20 protein-coding genes and 1 pseudogene are annotated in these 22,006 nt (G+C 37.3%); 13 read left to right on the top strand and 8 right to left on the bottom strand.

What is annotated here, in order from left to right; genetic code table 11:
- Positions 1-30: 30 nt before the first annotated feature.
- Positions 31-456, top strand: a complete 426-nt coding sequence (mscL, locus tag IRT38_RS15220) for a large conductance mechanosensitive channel protein MscL (protein WP_151814596.1) — start codon at positions 31-33, stop codon at positions 454-456.
- A gap of 158 nt (positions 457-614) precedes the next feature.
- On the top strand, positions 615-947 hold the full coding sequence (locus tag IRT38_RS15215; RefSeq protein ID WP_126131736.1) for a gamma-glutamylcyclotransferase family protein: 333 nt from the start codon (positions 615-617) through the stop codon (positions 945-947).
- A 41-nt stretch (positions 948-988) separates the two neighbouring features.
- Here the strand turns inward: IRT38_RS15215 and IRT38_RS15210 are convergent, their stop codons facing one another.
- A complete protein-coding gene (locus IRT38_RS15210; protein ID WP_004908776.1) occupies positions 989-1,279 on the bottom strand; it encodes a peptidylprolyl isomerase in 291 nt (96 codons plus the stop codon).
- Between the two features lie 30 nt (positions 1,280-1,309).
- Positions 1,310-2,131 (bottom strand): bifunctional DNA-formamidopyrimidine glycosylase/DNA-(apurinic or apyrimidinic site) lyase, encoded by an 822-nt coding sequence (mutM, locus tag IRT38_RS15205; RefSeq protein ID WP_194598150.1) that lies wholly within the window; start codon positions 2,129-2,131, stop codon positions 1,310-1,312.
- A 208-nt stretch (positions 2,132-2,339) separates the two neighbouring features.
- On the opposite strand from mutM, the gene IRT38_RS15200 reads away from it, so the two are divergent.
- Positions 2,340-4,532, top strand: coding sequence for a TonB-dependent receptor family protein (locus IRT38_RS15200; RefSeq protein ID WP_194598149.1), 2,193 nt, complete (start codon positions 2,340-2,342; stop codon positions 4,530-4,532).
- A gap of 46 nt (positions 4,533-4,578) precedes the next feature.
- Here IRT38_RS15200 and IRT38_RS15195 read toward each other — a convergent pair whose 3' ends face one another.
- Together IRT38_RS15195 and IRT38_RS15190 are read right to left on the bottom strand one after the other, a co-directional pair.
- Complete coding sequence (locus tag IRT38_RS15195; protein ID WP_194598148.1) at positions 4,579-5,391, bottom strand: tetratricopeptide repeat protein; 813 nt, start codon at positions 5,389-5,391, stop codon at positions 4,579-4,581.
- 491 nt (positions 5,392-5,882) lie between these two features.
- Entirely contained in the window at positions 5,883-6,605 is a 723-nt protein-coding gene (locus tag IRT38_RS15190) for a YgfZ/GcvT domain-containing protein (protein ID WP_194598147.1), read from the bottom strand.
- 210 nt (positions 6,606-6,815) lie between these two features.
- On the opposite strand from IRT38_RS15190, the gene IRT38_RS15185 reads away from it, so the two are divergent.
- The 4 genes and pseudogenes from IRT38_RS15185 to IRT38_RS15170 all read left to right on the top strand — a co-directional run bounded on the left by IRT38_RS15185 (position 6,816) and on the right by IRT38_RS15170 (position 8,428).
- Positions 6,816-7,151 carry a DUF2004 domain-containing protein gene (locus tag IRT38_RS15185; RefSeq protein WP_004963907.1) on the top strand — a complete coding sequence of 112 codons (336 nt, stop codon included), beginning with the start codon at positions 6,816-6,818 and terminating at the stop codon, positions 7,149-7,151.
- 24 nt (positions 7,152-7,175) lie between these two features.
- A pseudogene (locus IRT38_RS15180) lies at positions 7,176-7,524 on the top strand (DUF488 domain-containing protein).
- A gap of 82 nt (positions 7,525-7,606) precedes the next feature.
- Positions 7,607-7,951, top strand: coding sequence for a zinc ribbon domain-containing protein YjdM (locus IRT38_RS15175; protein WP_194598146.1), 345 nt, complete (start codon positions 7,607-7,609; stop codon positions 7,949-7,951).
- 141 nt (positions 7,952-8,092) lie between these two features.
- Positions 8,093-8,428 carry a YegP family protein gene (locus IRT38_RS15170; RefSeq protein WP_194598145.1) on the top strand — a complete coding sequence of 112 codons (336 nt, stop codon included), beginning with the start codon at positions 8,093-8,095 and terminating at the stop codon, positions 8,426-8,428.
- 60 nt (positions 8,429-8,488) lie between these two features.
- On the opposite strand, the gene IRT38_RS15165 is transcribed toward IRT38_RS15170, so the two are convergent.
- Together IRT38_RS15165 and IRT38_RS15160 are read right to left on the bottom strand one after the other, a co-directional pair.
- Positions 8,489-10,204, bottom strand: coding sequence for a proline--tRNA ligase (locus IRT38_RS15165; RefSeq protein WP_194598144.1), 1,716 nt, complete (start codon positions 10,202-10,204; stop codon positions 8,489-8,491).
- A 158-nt stretch (positions 10,205-10,362) separates the two neighbouring features.
- Positions 10,363-11,031 carry a hypothetical protein gene (locus IRT38_RS15160; RefSeq protein WP_194598143.1) on the bottom strand — a complete coding sequence of 223 codons (669 nt, stop codon included), beginning with the start codon at positions 11,029-11,031 and terminating at the stop codon, positions 10,363-10,365.
- A 279-nt stretch (positions 11,032-11,310) separates the two neighbouring features.
- Between IRT38_RS15160 and pilG the strand changes: the two genes are divergently transcribed.
- The 6 genes from pilG to IRT38_RS15130 all read left to right on the top strand — a co-directional run bounded on the left by pilG (position 11,311) and on the right by IRT38_RS15130 (position 20,476).
- On the top strand, positions 11,311-11,694 hold the full coding sequence (gene pilG, locus IRT38_RS15155; RefSeq protein ID WP_004640629.1) for a twitching motility response regulator PilG: 384 nt from the start codon (positions 11,311-11,313) through the stop codon (positions 11,692-11,694).
- 20 nt (positions 11,695-11,714) lie between these two features.
- The gene (locus IRT38_RS15150; RefSeq protein WP_004664659.1) at positions 11,715-12,077 is read left to right on the top strand and encodes a PleD family two-component system response regulator; all 363 of its coding nucleotides are present in this window, start codon (positions 11,715-11,717) and stop codon (positions 12,075-12,077) included.
- 38 nt (positions 12,078-12,115) lie between these two features.
- Positions 12,116-12,652 (top strand): chemotaxis protein CheW, encoded by a 537-nt coding sequence (locus IRT38_RS15145; protein ID WP_004908738.1) that lies wholly within the window; start codon positions 12,116-12,118, stop codon positions 12,650-12,652.
- A 46-nt stretch (positions 12,653-12,698) separates the two neighbouring features.
- A complete protein-coding gene (locus tag IRT38_RS15140) occupies positions 12,699-14,786 on the top strand; it encodes a methyl-accepting chemotaxis protein (RefSeq protein ID WP_194598142.1) in 2,088 nt (695 codons plus the stop codon).
- A gap of 154 nt (positions 14,787-14,940) precedes the next feature.
- A complete protein-coding gene (locus IRT38_RS15135; protein ID WP_194598141.1) occupies positions 14,941-20,004 on the top strand; it encodes an Hpt domain-containing protein in 5,064 nt (1,687 codons plus the stop codon).
- Between the two features lie 13 nt (positions 20,005-20,017).
- Complete coding sequence (locus IRT38_RS15130) at positions 20,018-20,476, top strand: hypothetical protein (protein WP_004908731.1); 459 nt, start codon at positions 20,018-20,020, stop codon at positions 20,474-20,476.
- A 46-nt stretch (positions 20,477-20,522) separates the two neighbouring features.
- On the opposite strand, the gene dapE is transcribed toward IRT38_RS15130, so the two are convergent.
- Both dapE and IRT38_RS15120 read right to left on the bottom strand, forming a co-directional pair.
- Positions 20,523-21,659, bottom strand: coding sequence for a succinyl-diaminopimelate desuccinylase (dapE, locus tag IRT38_RS15125; RefSeq protein ID WP_112986172.1), 1,137 nt, complete (start codon positions 21,657-21,659; stop codon positions 20,523-20,525).
- Positions 21,660-21,783: 124 nt separating this feature from the next.
- The gene (locus IRT38_RS15120; RefSeq protein WP_005402122.1) at positions 21,784-21,927 is read right to left on the bottom strand and encodes an entericidin A/B family lipoprotein; all 144 of its coding nucleotides are present in this window, start codon (positions 21,925-21,927) and stop codon (positions 21,784-21,786) included.
- Between the last annotated feature and the right edge of the window lie 79 nt (positions 21,928-22,006).

The following is a 22,006-nucleotide window of genomic DNA, read 5'->3' as shown; positions in this document are numbered from 1 at the left end:
TGCGATCACGTCAATTCTGGAGAGTTATAAATGAGTATTATTCAAGAATTTAAAGAATTTGCCATCAAAGGTAATATGATGGATCTTGCCATTGGTGTCATCATTGGTGGTGCATTTGGTAAAATTATTGATTCATTGGTGAAAGATATCATCATGCCACTTATTTCAGTTATTACTGGTGGGGGTGTTGATTTTACGCAGAAGTTTATTGTGCTAGGAGACAATCCAAATAATTTACAGTCTTTAGATCAATTAACGAAAGCAGGTGTCAATGTTTTAACCTATGGTAATTTCTTAACCATCTTTATTAATTTCATTATTTTGGCATGGGTTGTGTTTCTTATGGTGAAAGTAATGAATCGTATGCGTAAACAAAAAGAAGCAGCACCAGCGCCTACACCAGAAGATATTCAGTTGTTACGTGAAATCCGTGATGAATTGAAAAAACAGGGTTAATAGACCTTGATACAGAAAACGGCATTTGATATGCCGTTTTTTTATTGTAGATTGGAATAAAATTAGCTAAAGAACGATAGATGAATAATCGTTTTTACATAGAAAACTTTCTACATTCATTTTAAGATGCGGAGCGTATTGCTAGGGGATTAACCAACATGAACAGATTATTTGTTTACGGCACACTTTGTCCAAATCGAGAAAATTCGCATATTTTAGGAAATATAGGTGGTGATTGGCAAAAGGCACAAGTACATGGAACTGTGCATGTACTTGATTGGGGGCCTGACAAAGGTCTGCCAGCCATTGTGCTCAATGAAAATGATCCTTTAGTTGATGGCTATCTTTTTAGTACAGAAAAGTTAGAGCAAAACTGGCAAATGTTGGATGATTTCGAAGGCTTCCAATATCAACGCGTTGTTGCACCAGTGATATTAGATTCAGGTGAAAAAGTTGAAGCTTGGACTTATGTCATGCAGCCAAAGATTTGAATACGTTACTGGAGGGGCGCAGAAATACTTTACTTCGAAGGCTATCTCAGCCCATCCATACGAAATTTAATCTCAACTAAGTGAAAGCCAAATTGGCTTTTGATTGGACCATGTAAAATACGCTCGGCTGCAGTAAAAACTAACTTATCAATCACAGGCACAAGCTGTCCTTTTTTTACTTCACCCAGTTCACCACCGCGTTTAGCTGAATTACAGGTTGAATATTGTTTGGCAATTTTGCTGAAATCAGCACCTGACTGAATTCGTTTTTTTAACTGTTCAGCAAGATCTTTATCTTTTACTAAAATATGTCGAACGATTGCGGTTTGCATGAAATTAGTCTCCCTCAAATAGATTTGCAACTAAGCTTTGGTGGATTTTAGAGGCTGACACTGCGGGCAAAATACACTGGCACGTTGACCAAGTTTTAAATTCTCCAGTGTGGTTTCACAGTTCACACACATTTCACCAGCTCGACCATAAGCAAGGAGTGTTTGTTGGAAGTATCCATTTTCACCCATTGCATTGGTATAATCGCGTAATGTAGAACCACCTAGCTCAATTGCATGCTTTAGAATGCGTTTTACTTCAATCACTAAGCTTTCAATTTGCACTAAACTCAATGTTGAAGCGGGTTGTGCAGGATGTATACCGACATTGAATAAGCTTTCAGTCGCATAAATATTACCAACGCCTACTACATTATGATTATCCATTAAAGCAATTTTGATGCCGACATTCTTTTTTGAGAGTTTTTCAAATAAATAAACAGCGTTAAATTCATCACTTAGCGGTTCTGGCCCTAAGGTATCGATCAATTTCTCTTGATTGTTTTGATCTAACCATAGAATACAACCAAAGCGACGTGGATCATGATAGCGAAGCTGTTGATCTTCGAAGTCGATTAGAAGATGATCATGTTTACGCAATTCTTCGTTTGCTTCACATAAACGAAAGCTGCCTGACATACCTAAGTGCCATAGCATCTGATCTCGTTCAAATTCAGCCAAAATATATTTAGAACGACGTTTAAGCGCCATTAAACGTTGCCCAATCAGTTTGTTCAAATCATCGGGTATAGGCCAACGTAAACTTGAGTTATAGACCTGTATTGATTGGACTCGTTGTTCTAAGAGTGGGAGTAAACTGGTCTTAGTAGTTTCAACTTCTGGAAGTTCAGGCATATTCAGCTCAAGTTGTTTTCAACAACAATACAATGAGGGTAAATGTTTCATTTACAATTATGCTGATATTTATTTTTAATTGCGAATCATGATGAAAAAATACTTTGATCTTTTCGCTAAGGTTAAATCTCTAACACAACAATAAAATAATCAAAATTTAGCTTTAAGAAACTATTTCATCATCGCCACACAGAAATAAGGAATACCCATGCCTTCACTAAAAATTAACTTGTTATACAGTTCAGTTGCAATAACTATGGGCATGGCAAGTACTTTTGTATGGTCAGAGGAATCTAGTAATGATCAAATTGAACCTTTACCTGTAATTAAAGTCGAAGCTACTCGTACTGACACGCCTTATATGCAAACACCAGCATCTGTTTATCGAATTGATGCCCCTAAAAATGATCAATCTTTGCAGGTTAATTTAACAGAACTTGTTAAGGGGATTCCGAGCGTTCAATTACGTAATCGGGAAAATTATGCTCAAGACTTGCAGCTCTCAATGCGTGGTTTTGGTGCTAGATCGACCTTTGGGGTGCGGGGAATACGTTTATATGTTGATGGAATACCTGCAACGATGCCTGATGGGCAGGGGCAAACTTCTAACATTGATATGAATAGTTTGAGTCATTTAGAGGTTTTGACTGGACCATTTTCTTCACTGTATGGTAATTCATCTGGTGGAGCTGTTCTTGCAACTACTCGAGAAGGGCAGGGTAAGGATTCTGTAGAAATGAGTTATTCAGGCGGCAGTCATAACAAAAATCATGCAGGGCTAGTTTTACAAGGGGGCGCTAAAAATCAAAATGAGCCGAGCTATATCATTAGTTCCTCATATTTTAATACGGATGGTTATCGCGATCATAGTAGCGCAGAAAAAGTCTTAAATAATGCGAAACTGACATGGAATTTGGAAGATGGCAGTAAAATTAATTGGGTTACTAACTATGTGAAGATTCATGCTGATGATCCACAGGGATTAAATAGAACTCAGTGGCAACAAAATCCTCGTCAAGTTAATGATGCTAATAATACTTACAATGTTCGTAAAGATATTGAGCAAACTCAGACAGGTGTAACTTGGTCTAAGCCGATTAATGATCACAATGAATTATATGCTATGGCTTATTTTGGTAACCGCCAAGTCACGCAGTATCAATCTATACCACGTGGAACAATAACGTTAGACGATAAGGGTAATCCAGTTTACTCAGGTCAAAGAAATCCTAATCATGCTGGTGGTGTGATTGATTTTGAACGTAATTATTATGGTGCTGATTTCCGCTGGACAGTTAATGAATTATTACCTAATACAAAATTCAGTGCAGGGATTGCTGTCGATAGTATGGATGAGGATCGTAAAGGCTATGAAAACTTTAATTTAGTCAACGGTAATCCATCTTATGGTGTAAAAGGTACATTACGCCGTGATGAAGACAATAGTCTGTGGAATGTTGATCCTTATCTACAAGCTTCGTGGCAGTTTTTACCGACTTGGCGTTTAGATACAGGTGTACGTTATAGCAATGTGCATTATAAATCAAAAGATCATTTTACTGCTGAGCCTGATCAGTATGGAACAGTCAATGGTGATGACAGCGATAAAACTGATTACAACAAGGTCTTACCATCGGCAGTTCTAAGTTGGCAAATAATGCCTGAGTTATTGGCTTATGTCAGTTACGCTAAAGGTTTTGAAACCCCAACCTTTACTGAAATGGCTTATCAAACAGATTCAACGAAATCTGGATTTAACTTTGATTTAAAACCAGCAACCAGCGATAACTACGAATTGGGTTTAAAATCACAAAATCAGCTCGGTGATTTTACGCTGGCTGTTTTCCAGAGCAAAACCCAAAATGATATTGTTTCTGCGGGTACTTCTAATGGACGTTCGACATTTAGAAATGCAGATAAGACTCTTCGTGAGGGAGTTGAATTTAGTTGGAATAAAAAGTTATGGAAAGATCTAGAGATCAACACGAGTTATAGCTATTTAGATGCTAAGTTTGATGCTGCCATTCCTGCTGTTGGCGCAGTAAAGGCTGTTCAAAAGGGGAACGTCATTCCAGGAATTGCAAAGAACCAAGCTTTTCTTGCTTTAGCGTGGAAACCAGAACAGGGCTTCTATACAGGGATTGATGCCCAATATATGGATAAGGTCTATGTAGATGACATAAACAGTGATACAGCACCAAGTTATACTGTTGCTTCAATTTATACTGGCTATGCATGGAAGTATGCAGATTGGCGCATTAATGGCTTTGCGCGTATAGATAACCTGTTTGATAAAAACTATGCAGGCTCTGTAATTGTAAATGATAGTAATAGCCGTTTCTTTGAACCTGCAGATGGCCGGAACTGGAGTGCTGGTCTAAAAGTCTCTAAACAATTTTAAAATTATAAATATTGGCAGCACTTTTTTATGTGCTGCCAATATATGATTACTTTTTAGGTGGTTGAGTTGCTACTGGTGCTGCTTTTTGAGCGGCAATAGCTTGTTCAACTTTTTCCAAAGATTCTTTAGCATTTGGAATATTTTGGGCTGCTAAGGTCTTGAATATTTTTTGAGCTTCAGGAAGATTTTGGTCAACTACATCTCCGTTCGCCATCAAATTCCCAAGAACCATTAACGATGGTGCATATCCTTTAGAGGCTAAAGAGCGAAAGCTGTTCACAGCAACCTGCTGTAGGACAGGATTTTTATTTTTATTTCCCATACCTAGATCGTAGATCGCCTTTAGGTGTATCGCTGGATAATAATTCTTTTGTATCAATGGACGTAGCTGTCGAATCGCCAATTGGTCGTACTCTGGTTTTCCTTGAGCAAATAATATCGTTGCCACCTCTACACCAGCTTCTTCTGAGCCTTGTTTCGCAGCTTTATCTAAATATATTTTATACTTCTGTATGTCTTTCGTGATACCAATATTGCTTTTACCATATCGATATATTTGTGCGAGTTCATAACTCGCCTTGCCAAATCCTTTATTTGAGGCATCTTGAAAGTATTCAAATGCCTTTTTTTCATCTTTTGATGTGCCTAAGCCTTGCTGAGTCATAGAGCCAAGATTATAAATTGCTTGAGCATTACCCGATACCGCAATTCGCTGAATTTCTTGGAAAGCAGCTGTGTAGTTTTTTGCTTCATAAAGTTGGTTTGCTTTAGAAAATATTACATCAGCATTACCTTTTTCTGCAGCAAATACTGAGTTACAGGTTATGGCAATTAAGCTAGCAATAAGCAATTTTTTCATCTTCTTTCCTTTCAGTTTGGTCTGCTATCACTCCTTTGCGTAGCAGAAAGCAATCTTTAACCCTAATCATAAATTTATAATCTGAAATGTAAATCTTGATTTTGTATAAGTGTTGAATGCAATTTATTGGCTTAATCAGAGTATTAATTTCTCTAAATCTATGAAAAATATAATAACGAGTCTTAATAGAAATAACCTTATTCAAACTCTATGGAGATACTGTGAATTAATCATAAATATTCTTTACATTATGAAAGTTTAGCTTTCTAAGCAGTTACTAGTTTTGTTGCAAATCAACAGGAATTGCTGCAATTCGAATTACATTTTTTAAGAAAAACAGATATCTACTCAAAAGGTTAAATTACTGCATGAAGATTTTCGAACAGCTTGAATAATGTGCTTATCGTCATTCAATAGATTTCATTAAGGAGTTGTAGTAAAGGATAACCATGTTATTACAGCTCCAAAAATGAAAAAGGTCTTTACAACTGTTAACTTGGTCTTGCTACATCACCATTCAAAGCCTCTGGTAAATCTAGGATATCTAGTCCTAATTCTTCTAAAGCTGTTGGCTTGGCAATCACGAGCGCTAAATAACCATCATTAATATTTACACTATTTACAACTTCAACATCCTTATTTAGCTGTGTTGCTGGAGCAGGCAGATCACCTTTGGCATGAATTAGATGTAACCAGTGTTTAGGTTTAGCTTTAAACCAAAGACGAGCTACAATTTCTTGACCTAAATAACAGCCCTTATCAAAATGTACGCCGTCTCGCTGATGTAATCGTAATTCTTGTGGCTGGAATAAGTGTTCTGTTGTTTTGCTAATCCAAGCTTGCCCTGACTTGATCGCTTCAATCTGCCAAGTATAGATATCCGTTTCATTTGAAGAAAATTCTGTTTGGATTCCATGTATAGTTGGAAAAACAGAACCTATTTCTTCTAATTTCATCTTAGAAAAAGCACCAAATTTCTTAATGTGCTTGGCAAACTCTTCAGCTTGATCGTGAGTCGTAACTAGTTCAAAACTTTCTGTATTTAGCTTTTTTATCCACAAACCAAAATGAATTCGTCCTTTTAAATCGCAAATAGCAGTGTAGCGACTTTCATTTAAAGCTAAACGTTCAACATGAACTGTCACCTGACCTTGTAAAAATTTTTGTGCATCAACACCATTTAAACTAAAAGCCGTAAAAGTAAGCTCACTCATTGATCGATCCTAAACTATTTGTTCATCTAAAAACATAAAGACATTTTGCGCCATTTTTTATAAAAATGCAGCCTGAAATTCTCGATAATCGTAGCCAAATAGAAGATTAGAAGTGTCGCTAACATTTTGAAAACCGCTATGATATTTTTAGTCAATAAAACTATGCATTAAAAATAAAAATTCAACTCATAAGATGATAGGGAATCAATAATGGCTAATCATTTTGGACTTAACCGAGAGCAAATCGCTCGTGCAGCGATGCGAACAGCATTAGAAAATCAACAAGCTGAAGATAGTGTCGAGTTATTTATTCAACATCACCTCGAAGAGATTGAACCTGATTATTGGGAAAAGCATTTTGGAACCAGTCAACCCAATTGTTTACAAGTTCTAGAACACTTAGTGCTTGTTCATCAATTTGAAGATGAAGACCTAGAAACAATGGAAATGTTGGATTTTAGCTTACCAGAAGAAGTAACTAACTATGTTATTTGCGTGAGTTTTGATGCTAAAGGTGAAGTGGTTGATATCTCTATGGAAAGTTAGTTTTGTCTTTTCAGGTGGTGTTTAATGGATATTCAAATTAAGAGAATTTATGAGGATTATGAAAAATCAGATGGGTTAAGGATCCTTGTTGACCGTTTATGGCCAAGAGGAGTATCAAAGGAAAAAGCACATCTTGATTTATGGTTAAAGGAAATAGCACCATCAACACAATTACGTACTGCATTTTGCCATAAAGTAGAAAATTGGTTGGAATACCAAGATAAATATTATGAAGAATTGTCTAGGAATCCATGTATTACTGAGTTGGTACACTTGGCTGAAAAAAATAAGCTAACCCTTATATGCTGCAAAGGATCCAAACTTGAATCATGCTTTGGTGCTTAAAAATTTTATATTAGCTAAGGAAAAATGAATTTTTATAATTTTAACAATACTTAAAATGATGTTTTGAAAAAAATTGTCTTTGATTCATAATAGCATTTTGAGTTTCTTTTATGTCTTTGCCAAATTGTCCAAAATGCCAATCAGAATATACTTATCAAGAAGCTGATTTATTTATTTGCCCTGAGTGTGCACACGAGTGGAAAGAGGGTTCTGTTGCCACAAATGAATCAGAAGAAATCATTAAAGATGCAAATGGTAATGTATTGGTTGATGGGGATAGTGTTACTGTTATTAAAGATTTAAAAATAAAAGGTTCGTCTTCTGTTGTAAAAGTTGGTACAAAAGTAAAAACGATTCGTTTAGTTCACGGTGCAAGTGATGGTCATAATATCGATTGTAAAATTGATGGTATAGGCGCTATGAAACTTAAAGCTGAATTTGTAAAGAAAGCGTAGTTTAAGCATAAGAAAAGCAGCAGAAATGCTGCTTTTCTTATAAATTACTAAATGAGAACAAAAAACAATCTTCTATAGTTTTCTACTCAACTATATTGAAACAACAATTTATAAATAACAACTCCGATAAGAGAGGTTCTCATGGCAGGTTGGTTTGAAGTCAGTCAAGCGAATGATGGGCAGTATCACTTTGTTTTAAAAGCAGGGAATGGTGAGCCCATTCTAAATAGTGAACTTTATAAAACAAAAGCCGCAGCGCTCAATGGTATAGCATCTGTTCAAAAAAATAGTCCAGATGATGGGCGATATGAGCGAGTGGTAGCAAAAAATGATAAACCTTATTTTAATTTAAAAGCAGCGAATCATCAGGTGATTGGAACTAGCCAATTGTATTCAAGTGAACAATCACGCGATAAAGGGATTGAATCTGTTAAAAATAATGGTTCATCAGAGACCATAAAAGATTTAACTGCCTAAATTTAGAAAATAAAAAAAGCCGTTTCAAAAACGGCTTTTTTACTATCTGATAATTAGCAATTAACCAGCAAGTTTTTTGATTAACTCTTCTTTACTTAGATTAGTTGATTCTTCATCACGACGACCTTTGTATTCAAAAGTACCAGCGTCTAAGCCTTTTTCACCGATTACAATACGATGAGGAATACCCATCAATTCAAGATCAGAGAACTTAACACCAGGGCGTTCATTACGGTCATCTAATAACACGTCATAACCTTGGGCTTGTAATTCAGCATAAAGTGCTTCTGCTGCCTCAAGAGTACGCGGCGATTTATGAGCATTCATTGGAACGATTGCAACTTCGAATGGTGCGATTGCTTGTGGCCAAATAATGCCTTTATCGTCAAAGTTTTGCTCAATTGCTGCAGCAACTACACGTGTGACACCGATACCATAGCAACCCATTGTGACAGTAAATGGTTTCCCATCTTCGCCAAGTACTTTACAAGCTAATGCTTCAGAATATTTCGTACCGAGTTGGAAGATATGACCAACTTCGATCCCTCGTTTAATCTGCAAAGTACCTTTACCATCTGGTGATGGATCGCCTTCAACCACATTACGAAGATCATAAACTTCACTATACTTCGCATCTCGTTCCCAGTTTAAGCCAGTAGCATGCTTATCAACTTGGTTAGCACCCGCGATAAAATCAGATAATACAGATGCTGCACGATCAACAATTACGGTTAAGCCTTTTTCTACAAGTCCCTGAGGACCACAGAAGCCAGCTGTTAAACCATTTTGCTTTAATTGTTCTTCTGTAGCAAAGCTCAGAGGCGCTGCAATAAGAGGATGTTTTTCAGCTTTAATCTCATTCAGTTCGTGATCACCGCGTAAGAAAAGTGCAATTACTGGAATATTGCCGTTTTCATCCGCGATACCTTGTACAAGTAGAGCTTTGATCGATTGTTTCGCTTCAGCATTTAAAAAACCACAGACATCTTCAATCGTTTTTTGATTTGGTGTTTCAACGATTTTAAATTCTTGTGTAGCTGCTAAACGCTCACCAACTAACACAGCCTCAGCCATTTCAACGTTAGCTGCGTAATCTGATTCTGTAGAGAAGGCGATGTCGTCTTCACCACTAGATGCCAATACATGAAACTCATGCGATGCAGAACCACCAATCGAGCCTGTATCAGCCTGAACTGGGCGGAAGTCCAATCCTAATCGTGTGAAAATACGGCTGTATGTGTCATACATTACATCGTAAGTTTCTTGAAGAGATTCTTGGTTTGCATGGAAAGAATAAGCATCTTTCATGATGAATTCACGTGAACGCATCACGCCAAAACGAGGGCGAATTTCATCACGGAATTTGGTTTGAATCTGGTAGAAATTTAGTGGTAATTGTTTATAACTTTTAAGTTCATTACGCGCTAAATCGGTGATGACTTCTTCATGCGTAGGTCCCAGTACAAAGTCATTTGTATGGCGATCTTTGAAACGTAATAATTCAGGTCCGTATTGTTCAAAACGACCAGACTCTTCCCATAGTGCAGCAGGTTGTGTGACTGGCATAAAGACTTCTAATGCACCAGAACGATTCATTTCTTCACGAACAATCGCATCAACTTTCTTTAGAACACGTGTTCCCATGGGCAACCAAGAGTATAAGCCAGAAGCTAATTTACGAATCATCCCCGCACGTAACATAAGCTGATGAGAAATAACTTCAGCATCATTTGGGGTTTCTCTTAACGTTGCAAATAAAAAGCGGCTTGCGCGCATGGAAACTATCCTAGAGTTAAATGTTGTCTAAAAATTAGTTTACAAAAAGGACTTTTAAGATGTCTATTTTGAATTGAGCGCATTATGACATGAATCATTCAATTTCGGAAAAGTTAGCACATCCAATTCAAGCGAAAGTTGTATAAAGAGGAAGGTAATTATTGATTACGAGATGCTTCATCTTGTTCTAATTTATTTAAGCGACGAATGATCTCAGTATAATCTGACTCAGTTTTATGATAGCTATTACGTAAACTTTCAACAGTGTTTTTTACATTATCAATATTTTGAGCATTATTGGCTAAATTGTTCTTGAGTGATGCTGGAATTGATTCTCCTTTGCGATGATATTCCATTTCTTGACGCTTGAAGCTGATCTTATCGCGTTGTAACTGTTGTAATTGGTTCTGCTGATAATTCAACTGCTTTTTAATGTTTGCTAACGTTTGATCACGTTTTATTGCTGCAATTTTTGCACTTCCATAGGCGCGTTTGAGCTTTAAATCTTTTTCTCTTTGTCTAGCTAAAGCTTCACGATGAGATGCTTGTTGAGCATCTTGATTTGCATTATAAGGTTGATTTCGTTTGATTACTTGCATGTTACGATCGAGTGCTTCATACCCATAACGAATATGCTCTGGTGTCACAGAAGTACTAACATTAGCAACACCATTTCTGTCGTAGTAACGATACCATGCTGCTTTGGGTTGATCAGTTGCTGCGAAAGTTGATGTATAAAAAAAACATAAAAAAAATGCGCAAATGTAATTACGAGCAATCGTTGTAAAGTGACGAATGCGGAAACCGCACTTTAACGAACCAGTCATTACATTCCCCGATAAAAAGTTAATTAAATCACTTATTTTTAAATAATAATCAGTAGTATATTAGTAGCTATTTATACAATTAAAAATACTTCTTATGCAAAAAAAATAGGAATTTGATGAAAAGTGTGAACTGCTTGGTATTGTTTTGAAAAACTGATAGTTTGGTTCAAAAAACTTCATTGATAATGTAAGTAAAGATATGTTAAAAATATCAACTAGTCTGTATAAAACAAATTAAACAACCATAATTTGTATTGAGTGAATGGGGCAGGACAATAAATGGAAGATAAATTTCAAAATTTAAAAGTAATGGTGATTGACGATTCTAAAACGATTCGACGTACAGCTGAGACACTGTTACAACGCGAAGGTTGTGAGGTGATTACAGCTGTCGATGGTTTTGAAGCATTATCGAAAATTGCGGAAGCAAATCCTGATATCGTATTTGTCGATATTATGATGCCTCGTCTAGATGGTTACCAAACCTGTGCATTAATTAAAAACTCTCTAAATTATCAAAATATTCCAGTAATCATGTTATCAAGCAAAGATGGTTTGTTTGATCAAGCCAAAGGGCGTGTTGTGGGGTCAGATGAATATTTAACTAAGCCATTTAGTAAAGATGAGCTGTTAAGTGCGATTCGTAACCACGTAAGCGCATAAAATTTAAAATCGAGGAAAAAATGGCTCGTATACTTATTGTAGATGATTCTCCTACTGAAACGTTTCGTTTTAGAGAAATTTTGACAAAGCACGGTTATGAAGTTTTAGAAGCAACTAATGGTGCTGACGGTGTAACAATGGCACAGGCTGAGTTACCAGACCTTGTGTTAATGGATGTGGTAATGCCAGGGATGAATGGCTTTCAAGCAACACGTCAAATCAGTAAAGGTAAGGATACACAACATATTCCAGTCGTGATTGTAAGTACCAAAGATCAAGCGACAGACAGAGTATGGGGTAAACGTCAAGGTGCTTGTGATTACTTAACTAAGCCTATTGATGAACAGCAACTGATAGATGTGATCAAGCAACTATTAAGTTAATTGTACGAGCCTTTTCAATACTCAATATGGGATAGGTTATGGCTGCAAATGGATTTATCGAATTGCTTCGCTTATCCAAGCGAGGCAATAAACAATACGCTTCAACACAAAATGAAGTCAGTCGTTGGTCTGGTATTGCATTTGAGATGTTAGGGCAATATTTTGTTGCGCCACTTGGGGAAATTTCGGAGGTGATTTATCCACCGAAATATACTCCTGTACCAAATACTCAATCATGGGTGCGTGGTTTGGCAAATATTCGTGGGCGGTTGCTCTCAGTTTCTGATTTAACACATTTTATTTCAGGACAAAGGAGCCAATTTTCACCAACGCAAAAAGTAATTTGTATAAGCCATCAAGATCATTATGTTGGTTTGGTTGTAGACCAAGTTTTGGGGATTCAGCACTTTAATAAAAAGAGTTTTTTTTCTCAAAGTTCTGAACTAGACAATAAGCTCAAAGAGTATTGTCAGGGATACTTCCACCAACATAACCAACAATGGCATGTATTTTTACTGAGTCGGTTGTTGCAAAACCCTCAATACATGAATGCATCAATAAAATTTATAAACTAATTTTTACGCTACGGAACATAAATGCGTATTCAGGGGAGAAGCTGGTATGGGCTTTAAACTTAAAAAGAAAAATGGCAGTGGTAATGATAGTTCTGGTGCTAAGAAGAGCAGCGCATTTTTAGAAAAAATACGCACTCAATTAGATCAGTTTTCACGATTATTCGGTGAAACTGAGAAATCTAGACCGATTCTTTATCGAGCTTTAATCGCTTTAGCTCTAGCAGTTATCCTCTTAATTTACCTTTTTGTCAGTGTTCCACGTTCAAACCAATTAACTCGTAGTTTGGGTGAGTTGCGTTTGTTATCGCAGATGATTTCGCGCCAAGCAACAGAGGCAACGGCTTCAGGTACACCTGAAGCGATGAAGAGTTTGGTTGAGTCAGAAAAACGATTTGCTGAGAACTTGGAACTTGTTGAGAATATTTATGGTAAAGGCTCAGCAGAGTACAAAAAAGTAAATGAACTTTGGACTAATGTTTCTAAAAACATTGATTTAATTGCTTCGCAACAAAAAGTCATTAATCAGCTTTATGATACGAACATTTCCATCAGTGAAACGATTCCTGAAATTCAGGCTGAGTATAACTTGATGGTTGATCAAATGGTTCGTGAGAACATGCCAAGTAGTCAGGTAATTATCACTAAAAACCAAGTGTTTATTGCAGAACGTATTTTACGTTCAATTAACTCAGTACTAGTAGGTACGGATAACTCTAGTATCTCTGCAAATGACTTCGGTGCTGACATTGATACTTTTGGTGTTTACTTAAATGCTCAATTAAATGGTAGTGCTGAACTTGGTGTAGATCGTATCGAATCACCTGATTTACGTGAATCTGTGGATAGCATTAAATCTGATTATGATGCTGTTCTAAAATCAGCTGCAGAAACAGTATTACAGAATGCCAATCAAATCGTTCGTGTTCGTCAAGCTTCATCTCAAATTTTCTCTCAATCAGATGCCTTACTTGAGTCATTAAATGCATTATCTGATAAAGCAGAGGGTGGTTGGGGTAATGTTGTTGCAGGTATCGTATTAATTGGTGCTTTGGGACTATTGGTTTTCTCTGCGTTACAATTACTCGCATTACGTAGTAATACTGATAAAGAGCGTGTAACTCGTTTACAAGATGAATATGACCGTAACCAAAATGCGATTTTACGTTTACTTGATGAGATTGCCGACTTAGCTGACGGTGACTTACGTTCTTATGCAACAGTATCAGAAGACTTTACGGGTGCGATTGCCGACTCGATTAACTTCGCAATTGATCAGTTACGAGATCTAGTTTCTCGAATCACTGAGACATCTCAAGAAGTTGCACGATACACGCAAGATACACAGAATATTACTAACCAGTTAGCTGAAGCTTCTGAGCACCAAGCACAAGAAATTGCAGGTGCATCTGCTGCAATGAATGAAATGGCATTGTCAATTGACCAAGTATCAGCCAACGCTTCTGAATCTGCTGATGTAGCATTGCGTTCTGTACAAATTGCATCAAACGGGGCAGATGTTGTAAACCGTTCAATCGAAGGTATGGATCATATTCGTGAGCAGATTCAGGAAACCTCTAAACGTATTAAACGTTTGGGTGAATCTTCTCAAGAAATTGGTAACATCGTATCGTTGATTAATGATATTGCCGATCAAACAAACATCTTGGCATTAAACGCAGCAATTCAAGCATCGATGGCTGGTGAAGCTGGTCGTGGTTTCGCGGTAGTTGCGGATGAGGTACAACGTCTAGCTGAACGTTCAGCATCAGCAACTAAACAGATTGAAGGATTGGTAAAAACAATTCAAACAGATACCAATGAAGCCGTAATTTCAATGGAACAAACAACGGCAGAGGTTGTTCGCGGTGCAAACTTGGCAAAAGATGCGGGTATTGCACTTGACGAAATTCAAACGGTATCTGGCGACTTAGCGAAATTGATTGCAAGCATTTCTGATGCCGCAAAACTACAATCTGCTTCAGCAAGTCATATTGCAACTACGATGAACGTCGTTCAAGAAATTACATCTCAAACGACTACTGCAACCTTCGATACAGCTCGTTCTGTTTCTGAATTGGCAAGCATGGCTGAATCATTACGTGAGTCTGTAACTGACTTTAAGTTACCTGAATAAACATTGAGTCAGAGGGTTGCTGAGAATCAACCCTCTGACTGAAATGAAATTTAGAATATCTCGGCAAGATGATGAGTATATGGAACGACATCTTGTACGGTTGGTACACGTATTTTTAAGCCACAATTAGTGGATAAAAACGAAAGAAGCCGCTATGAAAGAAATATTAAAAACATTAGTTGAAACGATGACGCTTCCTGAAGACAGTTATCTTGAGCAGGACTCAGAGATTCTTGATATTTTTATTGAAGAGTTAGATGAGATTTTTGTTGAATTAGAACCATTATTAGTTCAATGGATCGAACACCCTGATCAAAAAGATGTAATTACAGATATTCGCCGCCACTTTCATACATTGAAAGGTTCTGGTCGAATGGTCGGTGCGAAATCATCAGGCGAATTGGCATGGACTGTTGAAGATACTCTGAATCGCATAATTGCAGGTACCATTTCACTGGATCAGAATATTCAGCAATATGTACAAACGGTATTCAATATCTATAGATTTAAACTCGTCCAAGATTTTAAATCAGTTCAAGCTCATCATATTAATTTAAAGCCATTAGTGTTATTGGGGCAGCAACTACAAAAAGAACAAAGCCTTGAGCCTGCTTTAGCCGAATTGCTACAACTGTCAGTTACTTTAGATAAAGAAGATGTCATGACAGGCTTGGAAGTAAGTGCTGACGATAGTTTGGAAGAAGCAAAAGCTGTTTCTAATGAAGAAAATCTTGTTGAAGACCAAACTGAAGAAGATGGTTTAATAAAAGAAACTTTAGCAATCTTCTTAGAAGAGTCGGAAGATCATTTAGCAACGATTGATCAATTTTTGTTAAAAGATTGTCCAACAAATGATAATTACAATACCTTGATTCGAGCTTTACATACCTTGCGTGGTAGTTCAGCTATGGCACATGTAGATCAGGTATTTGATGCAAGTTCAAAAGTTGAGAACTTATTCAAAACGCTCTTACAAGAAGAATTAGATTCAAGTTCGGATGAAACTGCATTACTCATCCATTATGCTCAGTTTGTGCGTGATTATTTACACACACTTAAACAAGAAGGTCCAAAGCAAAAGTTTGATGAAATTTTTGATACCTTCAATTTTGCTTGGGATAGCTATGATTTTCAATTGGAAGAAAAACAAGGGGATACCGTACGTCCTCAAGGTCTTGTTTCTCAATTATTAGAGCTTGATATCAATGATCTGCTTGATGTGGAGTTTGATTTTGAAAAGCGTGCCCGCAGTGAATTTCCTCAGTATATTCAAACATTAAGTAAGCAAACAGAGCTCTTATTACAGCATACTCATCATCATGCAACAATTGGGATGTATCAGTACACAAGTCTGTTACGTTCAAGTTATCAAGATCTTCTATTCAAACCGAGTTTATTAAATCTTGATTATGCTTTTGAGTTATATCAGCAAGTTCATCAACACTTTATTCAATTATTTGATACTTTGGCAGCAGGACAACGGGTAACTTTGACTAAAGTTCATGAGCGTATTCTCAATGAACTGAGTTCATTTACTCAGCAGAATGTTGAAAGTGTTGCATCAAGTGATGAATTACTTGCTGAGATTGTTGAAGTCGCTCAAGATCAGCCTGACACTTCAGATATCAGTGAACATACAACTGTAAATGATCTCTCAACGCAGTTTGCGCTTGATAAGCAAATGCTTGACTCTAATGAGTCCAATCGAGATTTTGACCCTGATCTTTTAGATATCTTCCTTGAAGAGGCTGATGAGTTACTCGCAGGTATCGATGCAGATTTAACGACATGGTCATCTGATCAACAAAATCTAAATGCTCTAAAGAATTTGATGCGTTATTTACACACCTTAAAAGGTGGGTCAAATATGATTCAAGCAAGGCATATTGGATTAATCGCACATGAGCTAGAAACTATTTACGAGAAGTTAATCAATCAACAGATACAGGCTTCCTCTGCTTTAGTTAATTTAATTCGTGCTGTACAGGATGATATTGCTGATCGTATTCAAACTATTAAAGATCATCAAGTTGATTATCCTTCAACTCATGTTTTGGGTTTGTTAAAAGGCGTAGGTGCATCGGATTCGTCACAAGTATCTGAAGTTTCACACGAGCAAAAAGCTGAGCAAGAATTAATACTTGATGTGCAAGACCAAGAGCTAAGCTTAAATAACAGTGAAATCATTATTGAAAGTGACGAGGTTGAAGCCCTTTCACCTGATGACAATAGTCAAACGACCATCAGTAATACAGTAGATGTAACAGATTTCGCTCAACAACTGGCTTTAGACAAGCAACTACTACAATCTAGTGATTCAAATCGTAATTTTGATCCAGACTTACTTGATATCTTCTTAGATGAGGCGGACGAGTTACTCGCTGGTATTGATTCAGATTTAAGTCTTTGGGCTGCTGATCATACCAATTTAGCTGCATTAAAAAATCTTATGCGTTATTTGCACACCTTAAAAGGTGGATCAAATATGATTCAAGCAACGCATATGGGACTAATCGCACATGAGCTAGAAACAATTTACGAAAAGCTCATTAATCAGCAACTTCATGCATCTTCTGAGCTGATCGCATTAATAAGATTGGTACAAGATGACATTGCTGATCGTGTTCAAACAATTCGTGATCAACAAATTGATTATCCATCAGTACATATCGTAAATCTTCTACAGCAGCAACATCAAGGTTCTGTTTCAGAATCAGTTTCTTCCACACTTGTGCAGTTTGTTGAAGTTGTTGATAGCCAACCGCAAGATCACTATGATGCGACTACTTCTTTAGTGACTGAGACATCTAGTCCAACCATTGAAATTGACGGTGAAGTTGCAGCTACGATTGAGCAGAATGCTCTCGAAACATCTCAAAATGCCGATGTGGAAGTACGTTCACTTGTCGAAGAAACGTTCCTTGAAGAAGCAGAAGAATTACTAGAACAAGCTCAAAGTTTATTAAAACAATGGTTTGAACAACGTGGTAATCGTAGCTTGTTATTGCAGTTGCAGCGTAATGCCCACAGTTTAAAGGGTGGAGCACGCATGGCTCAACTCGAAGCAGTTGGTGTTATTGCTTATCATTTGGAAAATACCTTTGAGCAGTTTGGTTTACATCATTTCAACTCTAATGTTTATGACAATTTACTCAATACAGCATTAACTTGGTTACATGACGCTATTTTCAAACGTCAATACGCCAATTTTGATGGTTTAAAACATAGTTTAGAAAATATCGAATTCGTTGATGTTTCTGCACAGCTTCCACAAAAAATCTCTGCTAAAGATGTATTTACTCCTGAATATACGATGGAGTTTGTGCAAGGTGATGGTACTGAGCCACCATCAATGTTTGGTGAGTGGGAAAGTTCTGAGCGTATCGAACAGAACAATGAAATGATCCGTGTTTCTGCTGAAGTCATTGAAAAAATGATTGATTTATCAGGCGAGAATGCGATCAACCGTTCGCGTATTGAGATGGACTTGGGACAGTTAGGTGGAACTCTAACTGAGATGGAGCTAGCGATTAAGCGTTTGGCTGATCAGTTGCGTCGAATGGAAGGTGAGTTAGAAAGTCAAATTATTGCTCGTCATGGCGGTGAAAATTCACGTTATGAGGATTTCGATCCATTAGAGATGGACCAATATTCTTCACTCAATCAATTATCGAAATCTTTGGCTGAATCGGCATCTGACTTAGTCGATTTTAAAACAACTTTATCTGAAAAGATCCGTGATACTGAAGGTCTGTTATTACAGCAGTCTCGTATTCAAGCGGAAATTCAGGAAAGCTTGATGAGAACTCGTCTAGTACCTTTCTCAAGATTGCTACCACGATTACAACGTATTGTTCGTCAAACAGCATCTACATTGAATCGTCCAACAGAATTGGTGGTGAATAATACTGAGGGTGAACTTGATCGTAGTATTCTCGAAAGATTGATTGCGCCTTTCGAACATATGTTACGTAATGCGATTGACCATGGTATCGAAGATCGTGAGCAACGTTTGCAAGCCAATAAACCAGAAACAGGTCATATTGTATTAAATATCGGTCGTCAAGGGACTGATGTTGTTGTGACATTCAGTGATGATGGTAAAGGTATTGACGTTAGCCGTATCAAGCAAAAAGCTATTCAAACGGGTTTGATGACCAAAGATCAAAAGCTTGAACAAGAAGAAATCTTACAATTTATTTTCCACCCAGGATTTAGTACGGCTGCACAGGTTACGCAGATTTCAGGTCGTGGTGTAGGTCTTGACGTTGTACAAAGTGATATCAAAGCATTAGGTGGTCACGTCAGTGTAGACTCAACGCTTGGTAAGGGAACAACTTTCACAATTCGTGTCCCAACAACTGTGGCGGTTAGTGATGCGTTAATGGTGAAAGCGGGTGATCAGCAATTTGCGTTCCCACTTGCACAAATTGATCGCATTGTGCGTATTTCTCCTGCAGCTTTAGAACAATATTTCGAAGGTCAGGATGATTACTTCACAATTGATCAAGAGAAATATCGCTTACGTTATTTATCTGAGTTTGTAGCAGGTCAACCAATTCCACGCTTAAGCGGAATGGTGCATTCCTTGCCTGTGCTTTTGGTTAAAGGTGCACAAGGTCAAACCACGGCATTACTGGTTGATCAATTGATCGGTTCTCGTGGTCAAATTGTTGTGAAACCTATTGGACAACAGTTCTCGAGTATTGGTGTGATTGCAGGGGCGACGATTCTAGGTGATGGACAAGTCTGTTTGATTCTAGATGGTCAAACTATTGCTCGTCAGGCGCAGTCAACTCATCGCAGTAAACAAGCTGATGATACCTATACCAAACAGCGTTATGATGAACGTCGCTTGATTATGATTGTCGATGACTCTGTTACGGTACGAAAAGTCACATCACGTTTATTAGAACGCCATGGTTATGATGTTGTGACAGCGAAAGACGGTGTTGATGCGATTGAACAACTTGAAACAATCAAACCTGATTTAATGTTGTTAGATATTGAAATGCCGCGAATGGATGGTTTCGAAGTGACGAATCTTGTTCGACATCATGAGTTGCACCGAGATTTACCGATTATTATGATTACCTCACGTACTGGTGAGAAACATCGTGAACGAGCATTGTCATTGGGTGTAAGTCAATACATGGGTAAACCATTCCAAGAGGAAACTCTTTTGGAAAATATCGAAAGTTTACTGACGGTTCGCTGAGAGGTAGAAACGAATGGCAAAAAAAAATGCGAACACTGCTGGATTGGGACAAATTAACCAACAAGAACTACAGCATTTAATTACAGTATCTACTGGTTTTATTGATGCCTATATTATTGATTGTTTTGATAATGTTCCAATGTTGTTACCACAAAACATTGTGCTTTCAGCAATGGATACTGAAACCAATGTGGATTTCATTGAGTGGCATGATCTTAAGCTACCAGTCTTTGCTGTCAATGATCCGAAGTTAAAAGAAGGTGTTGCTTTGGTCATTGAGGGTGATGATGTTTCAGAACGCTTTGCTTTGGTATGCAACGAAATGCCAGAATCTATTCGTTTACGTATCTCAGAAATGGTAGATGAAGAACGTGATATTAATGATAGTACGGTCTTCAAGTATGTAAAAATGGGAGAGAAGCAATTCTACGTCCCTAATTTACAGCATATTCAAACCAAGCTAGGTTTATAAAATAAAAAAGGAACTCAAAATAGAGTTCCTTTTTTAATGCACAGGATTAAGTTAATAAATTTTCTAGAATCTGCTCATAAATATCAGTTAATGGATCAAGCTCATCTACGTTGACATGTTCGTTAATCTGGTGAATGGTTGCATTTAAAACCCCTAGCTCTAGCACTTGTGCGCCAGTTGGTGCGATAAAACGACCATCTGAAGTACCGCCACTCGTAGAAAGTTCGGTTTCAATGCCTGTTACATTTTTAATGGCTGTTTTTGCTGCATTCACCAACTCACCAACAGGTGTAAGGAATGGTAAACCAGACAAGGTCCATTGAATGTCGTAGGTTAATTGGTGTTTATCTAAAGTTTCGATAACACGTTGTTTTAATATTTCAGCTGTAACTTCAGTCGAATAACGGAAGTTAAAAGTCACTTTCAAAGTTCCTGGTACGACATTGGTTGCGCCAGTTCCTGCATGAATATTTGAGATTTGGAAAGAAGTCGCAGGGAAGTATTCATTACCATTGTCCCAAACTGTTTCACATAACTCATTAATTGCTTTAGAGGCGAGGTGAATTGGATTCTGTGCAAGATGAGGATAAGCCACATGTCCTTGCTTGCCATGAATCGTTAAAACTGCATTTAAAGATCCGCGACGACCATTTTTTACAATGTCACCCAATTGATGAGTACTCGAAGGTTCTCCAACAAGACACCACGTCATTTTCTCATTGCGCGCTTCTAAGGTTTCAACAACTTTGACAGTACCATTGATTGATGGGCCTTCTTCATCAGAGGTAATTAAGAACGCAATAGAACCTTTATGATTTGGATGTTTTGCTACGAAACGCTCAGAAGCAACAACCATTGCTGCCAAAGCTGTTTTCATATCAGCTGAACCACGACCATATAACTTGCCATCACGAATGCTTGGCAGAAATGGATCTGAGTTCCATGCATCTAAATGACCTGTTGGGACTACATCTGTGTGCCCAGCAAAACAAAAAACAGGTTGTTCTGTACCCCGACGTGCCCAAAGATTATCAACGTCTTCAAAGCGCATATTTTCAATTTTAAAACCTGCTTTCTCTAATCGATCAGCCATGATTTTTTGACAATCATGATCGACTGGAGTGACAGAAGGTTGACGAAGAAGTTGTAAACTGAGTTCTAAAGTATCGGAATGCTGGTTCATGCGAGATGTAGCTAAATCTGGTGAATTCTGAACCGATATAATAGGGTAATCTGATTAAGAAAGGTATGTAAAAATAAACCTTATCTGAGATGAGATAAGGTTTTGTGAACTTGCTGGATCAAGATTACATTTTTTCTTGAGTTTTTTCAGCAGTCTGAGTAACTTTGTCACCTGCTTTAGATACGTCCTGACCAAAACCTTTAAATGTATTACAACCAGTTAAAACAAAAGCAGTCATGATCGAAGCAACTAAGATTTTTTTCATCATCTTCTCCGTTTAAATGTAATTATGATGTTCTTAGAGGCTAAAAAAAATACTATAAAATGGACATGATGGTTTGTTTGTA

It is taken from the genome of Acinetobacter sp. SK-43 (assembly GCF_015351505.1).
Lineage (GTDB): Bacteria > Pseudomonadota > Gammaproteobacteria > Pseudomonadales > Moraxellaceae > Acinetobacter > Acinetobacter junii.
The sequence above is the reverse complement of the archived record's forward strand: the minus strand, read 5'-3'. Positions and strand labels throughout refer to the sequence as shown.

Excerpts from the sequence above, each read along its gene's own strand:
- dapE (WP_112986172.1), bottom strand. The coding sequence starts at position 21,659 with ATGAACCAGCATTCCGATACTTTAGAACTCAGTTTACAACTTCTTCGT.
- IRT38_RS15170 (WP_194598145.1), top strand. The coding sequence starts at position 8,093 with ATGGCAGGTTGGTTTGAAGTCAGTCAAGCGAATGATGGGCAGTATCAC.
- IRT38_RS15185 (WP_004963907.1), top strand. The coding sequence starts at position 6,816 with ATGGCTAATCATTTTGGACTTAACCGAGAGCAAATCGCTCGTGCAGCG.
- IRT38_RS15130 (WP_004908731.1), top strand. The coding sequence starts at position 20,018 with ATGGCAAAAAAAAATGCGAACACTGCTGGATTGGGACAAATTAACCAA.
- IRT38_RS15150 (WP_004664659.1), top strand. The coding sequence starts at position 11,715 with ATGGCTCGTATACTTATTGTAGATGATTCTCCTACTGAAACGTTTCGT.
- IRT38_RS15120 (WP_005402122.1), bottom strand. The coding sequence starts at position 21,927 with ATGATGAAAAAAATCTTAGTTGCTTCGATCATGACTGCTTTTGTTTTA.
- mscL (WP_151814596.1), top strand. The coding sequence starts at position 31 with ATGAGTATTATTCAAGAATTTAAAGAATTTGCCATCAAAGGTAATATG.
- IRT38_RS15140 (WP_194598142.1), top strand. The coding sequence starts at position 12,699 with ATGGGCTTTAAACTTAAAAAGAAAAATGGCAGTGGTAATGATAGTTCT.
- mutM (WP_194598150.1), bottom strand. The coding sequence starts at position 2,131 with ATGCCTGAACTTCCAGAAGTTGAAACTACTAAGACCAGTTTACTCCCA.
- IRT38_RS15190 (WP_194598147.1), bottom strand. The coding sequence starts at position 6,605 with ATGAGTGAGCTTACTTTTACGGCTTTTAGTTTAAATGGTGTTGATGCA.
- IRT38_RS15195 (WP_194598148.1), bottom strand. The coding sequence starts at position 5,391 with ATGAAAAAATTGCTTATTGCTAGCTTAATTGCCATAACCTGTAACTCA.
- pilG (WP_004640629.1), top strand. The coding sequence starts at position 11,311 with ATGGAAGATAAATTTCAAAATTTAAAAGTAATGGTGATTGACGATTCT.
- IRT38_RS15135 (WP_194598141.1), top strand. The coding sequence starts at position 14,941 with ATGAAAGAAATATTAAAAACATTAGTTGAAACGATGACGCTTCCTGAA.
- IRT38_RS15215 (WP_126131736.1), top strand. The coding sequence starts at position 615 with ATGAACAGATTATTTGTTTACGGCACACTTTGTCCAAATCGAGAAAAT.
- IRT38_RS15210 (WP_004908776.1), bottom strand. The coding sequence starts at position 1,279 with ATGCAAACCGCAATCGTTCGACATATTTTAGTAAAAGATAAAGATCTT.
- IRT38_RS15160 (WP_194598143.1), bottom strand. The coding sequence starts at position 11,031 with ATGACTGGTTCGTTAAAGTGCGGTTTCCGCATTCGTCACTTTACAACG.
- IRT38_RS15175 (WP_194598146.1), top strand. The coding sequence starts at position 7,607 with ATGTCTTTGCCAAATTGTCCAAAATGCCAATCAGAATATACTTATCAA.
- IRT38_RS15200 (WP_194598149.1), top strand. The coding sequence starts at position 2,340 with ATGCCTTCACTAAAAATTAACTTGTTATACAGTTCAGTTGCAATAACT.
- IRT38_RS15165 (WP_194598144.1), bottom strand. The coding sequence starts at position 10,204 with ATGCGCGCAAGCCGCTTTTTATTTGCAACGTTAAGAGAAACCCCAAAT.
- IRT38_RS15145 (WP_004908738.1), top strand. The coding sequence starts at position 12,116 with ATGGCTGCAAATGGATTTATCGAATTGCTTCGCTTATCCAAGCGAGGC.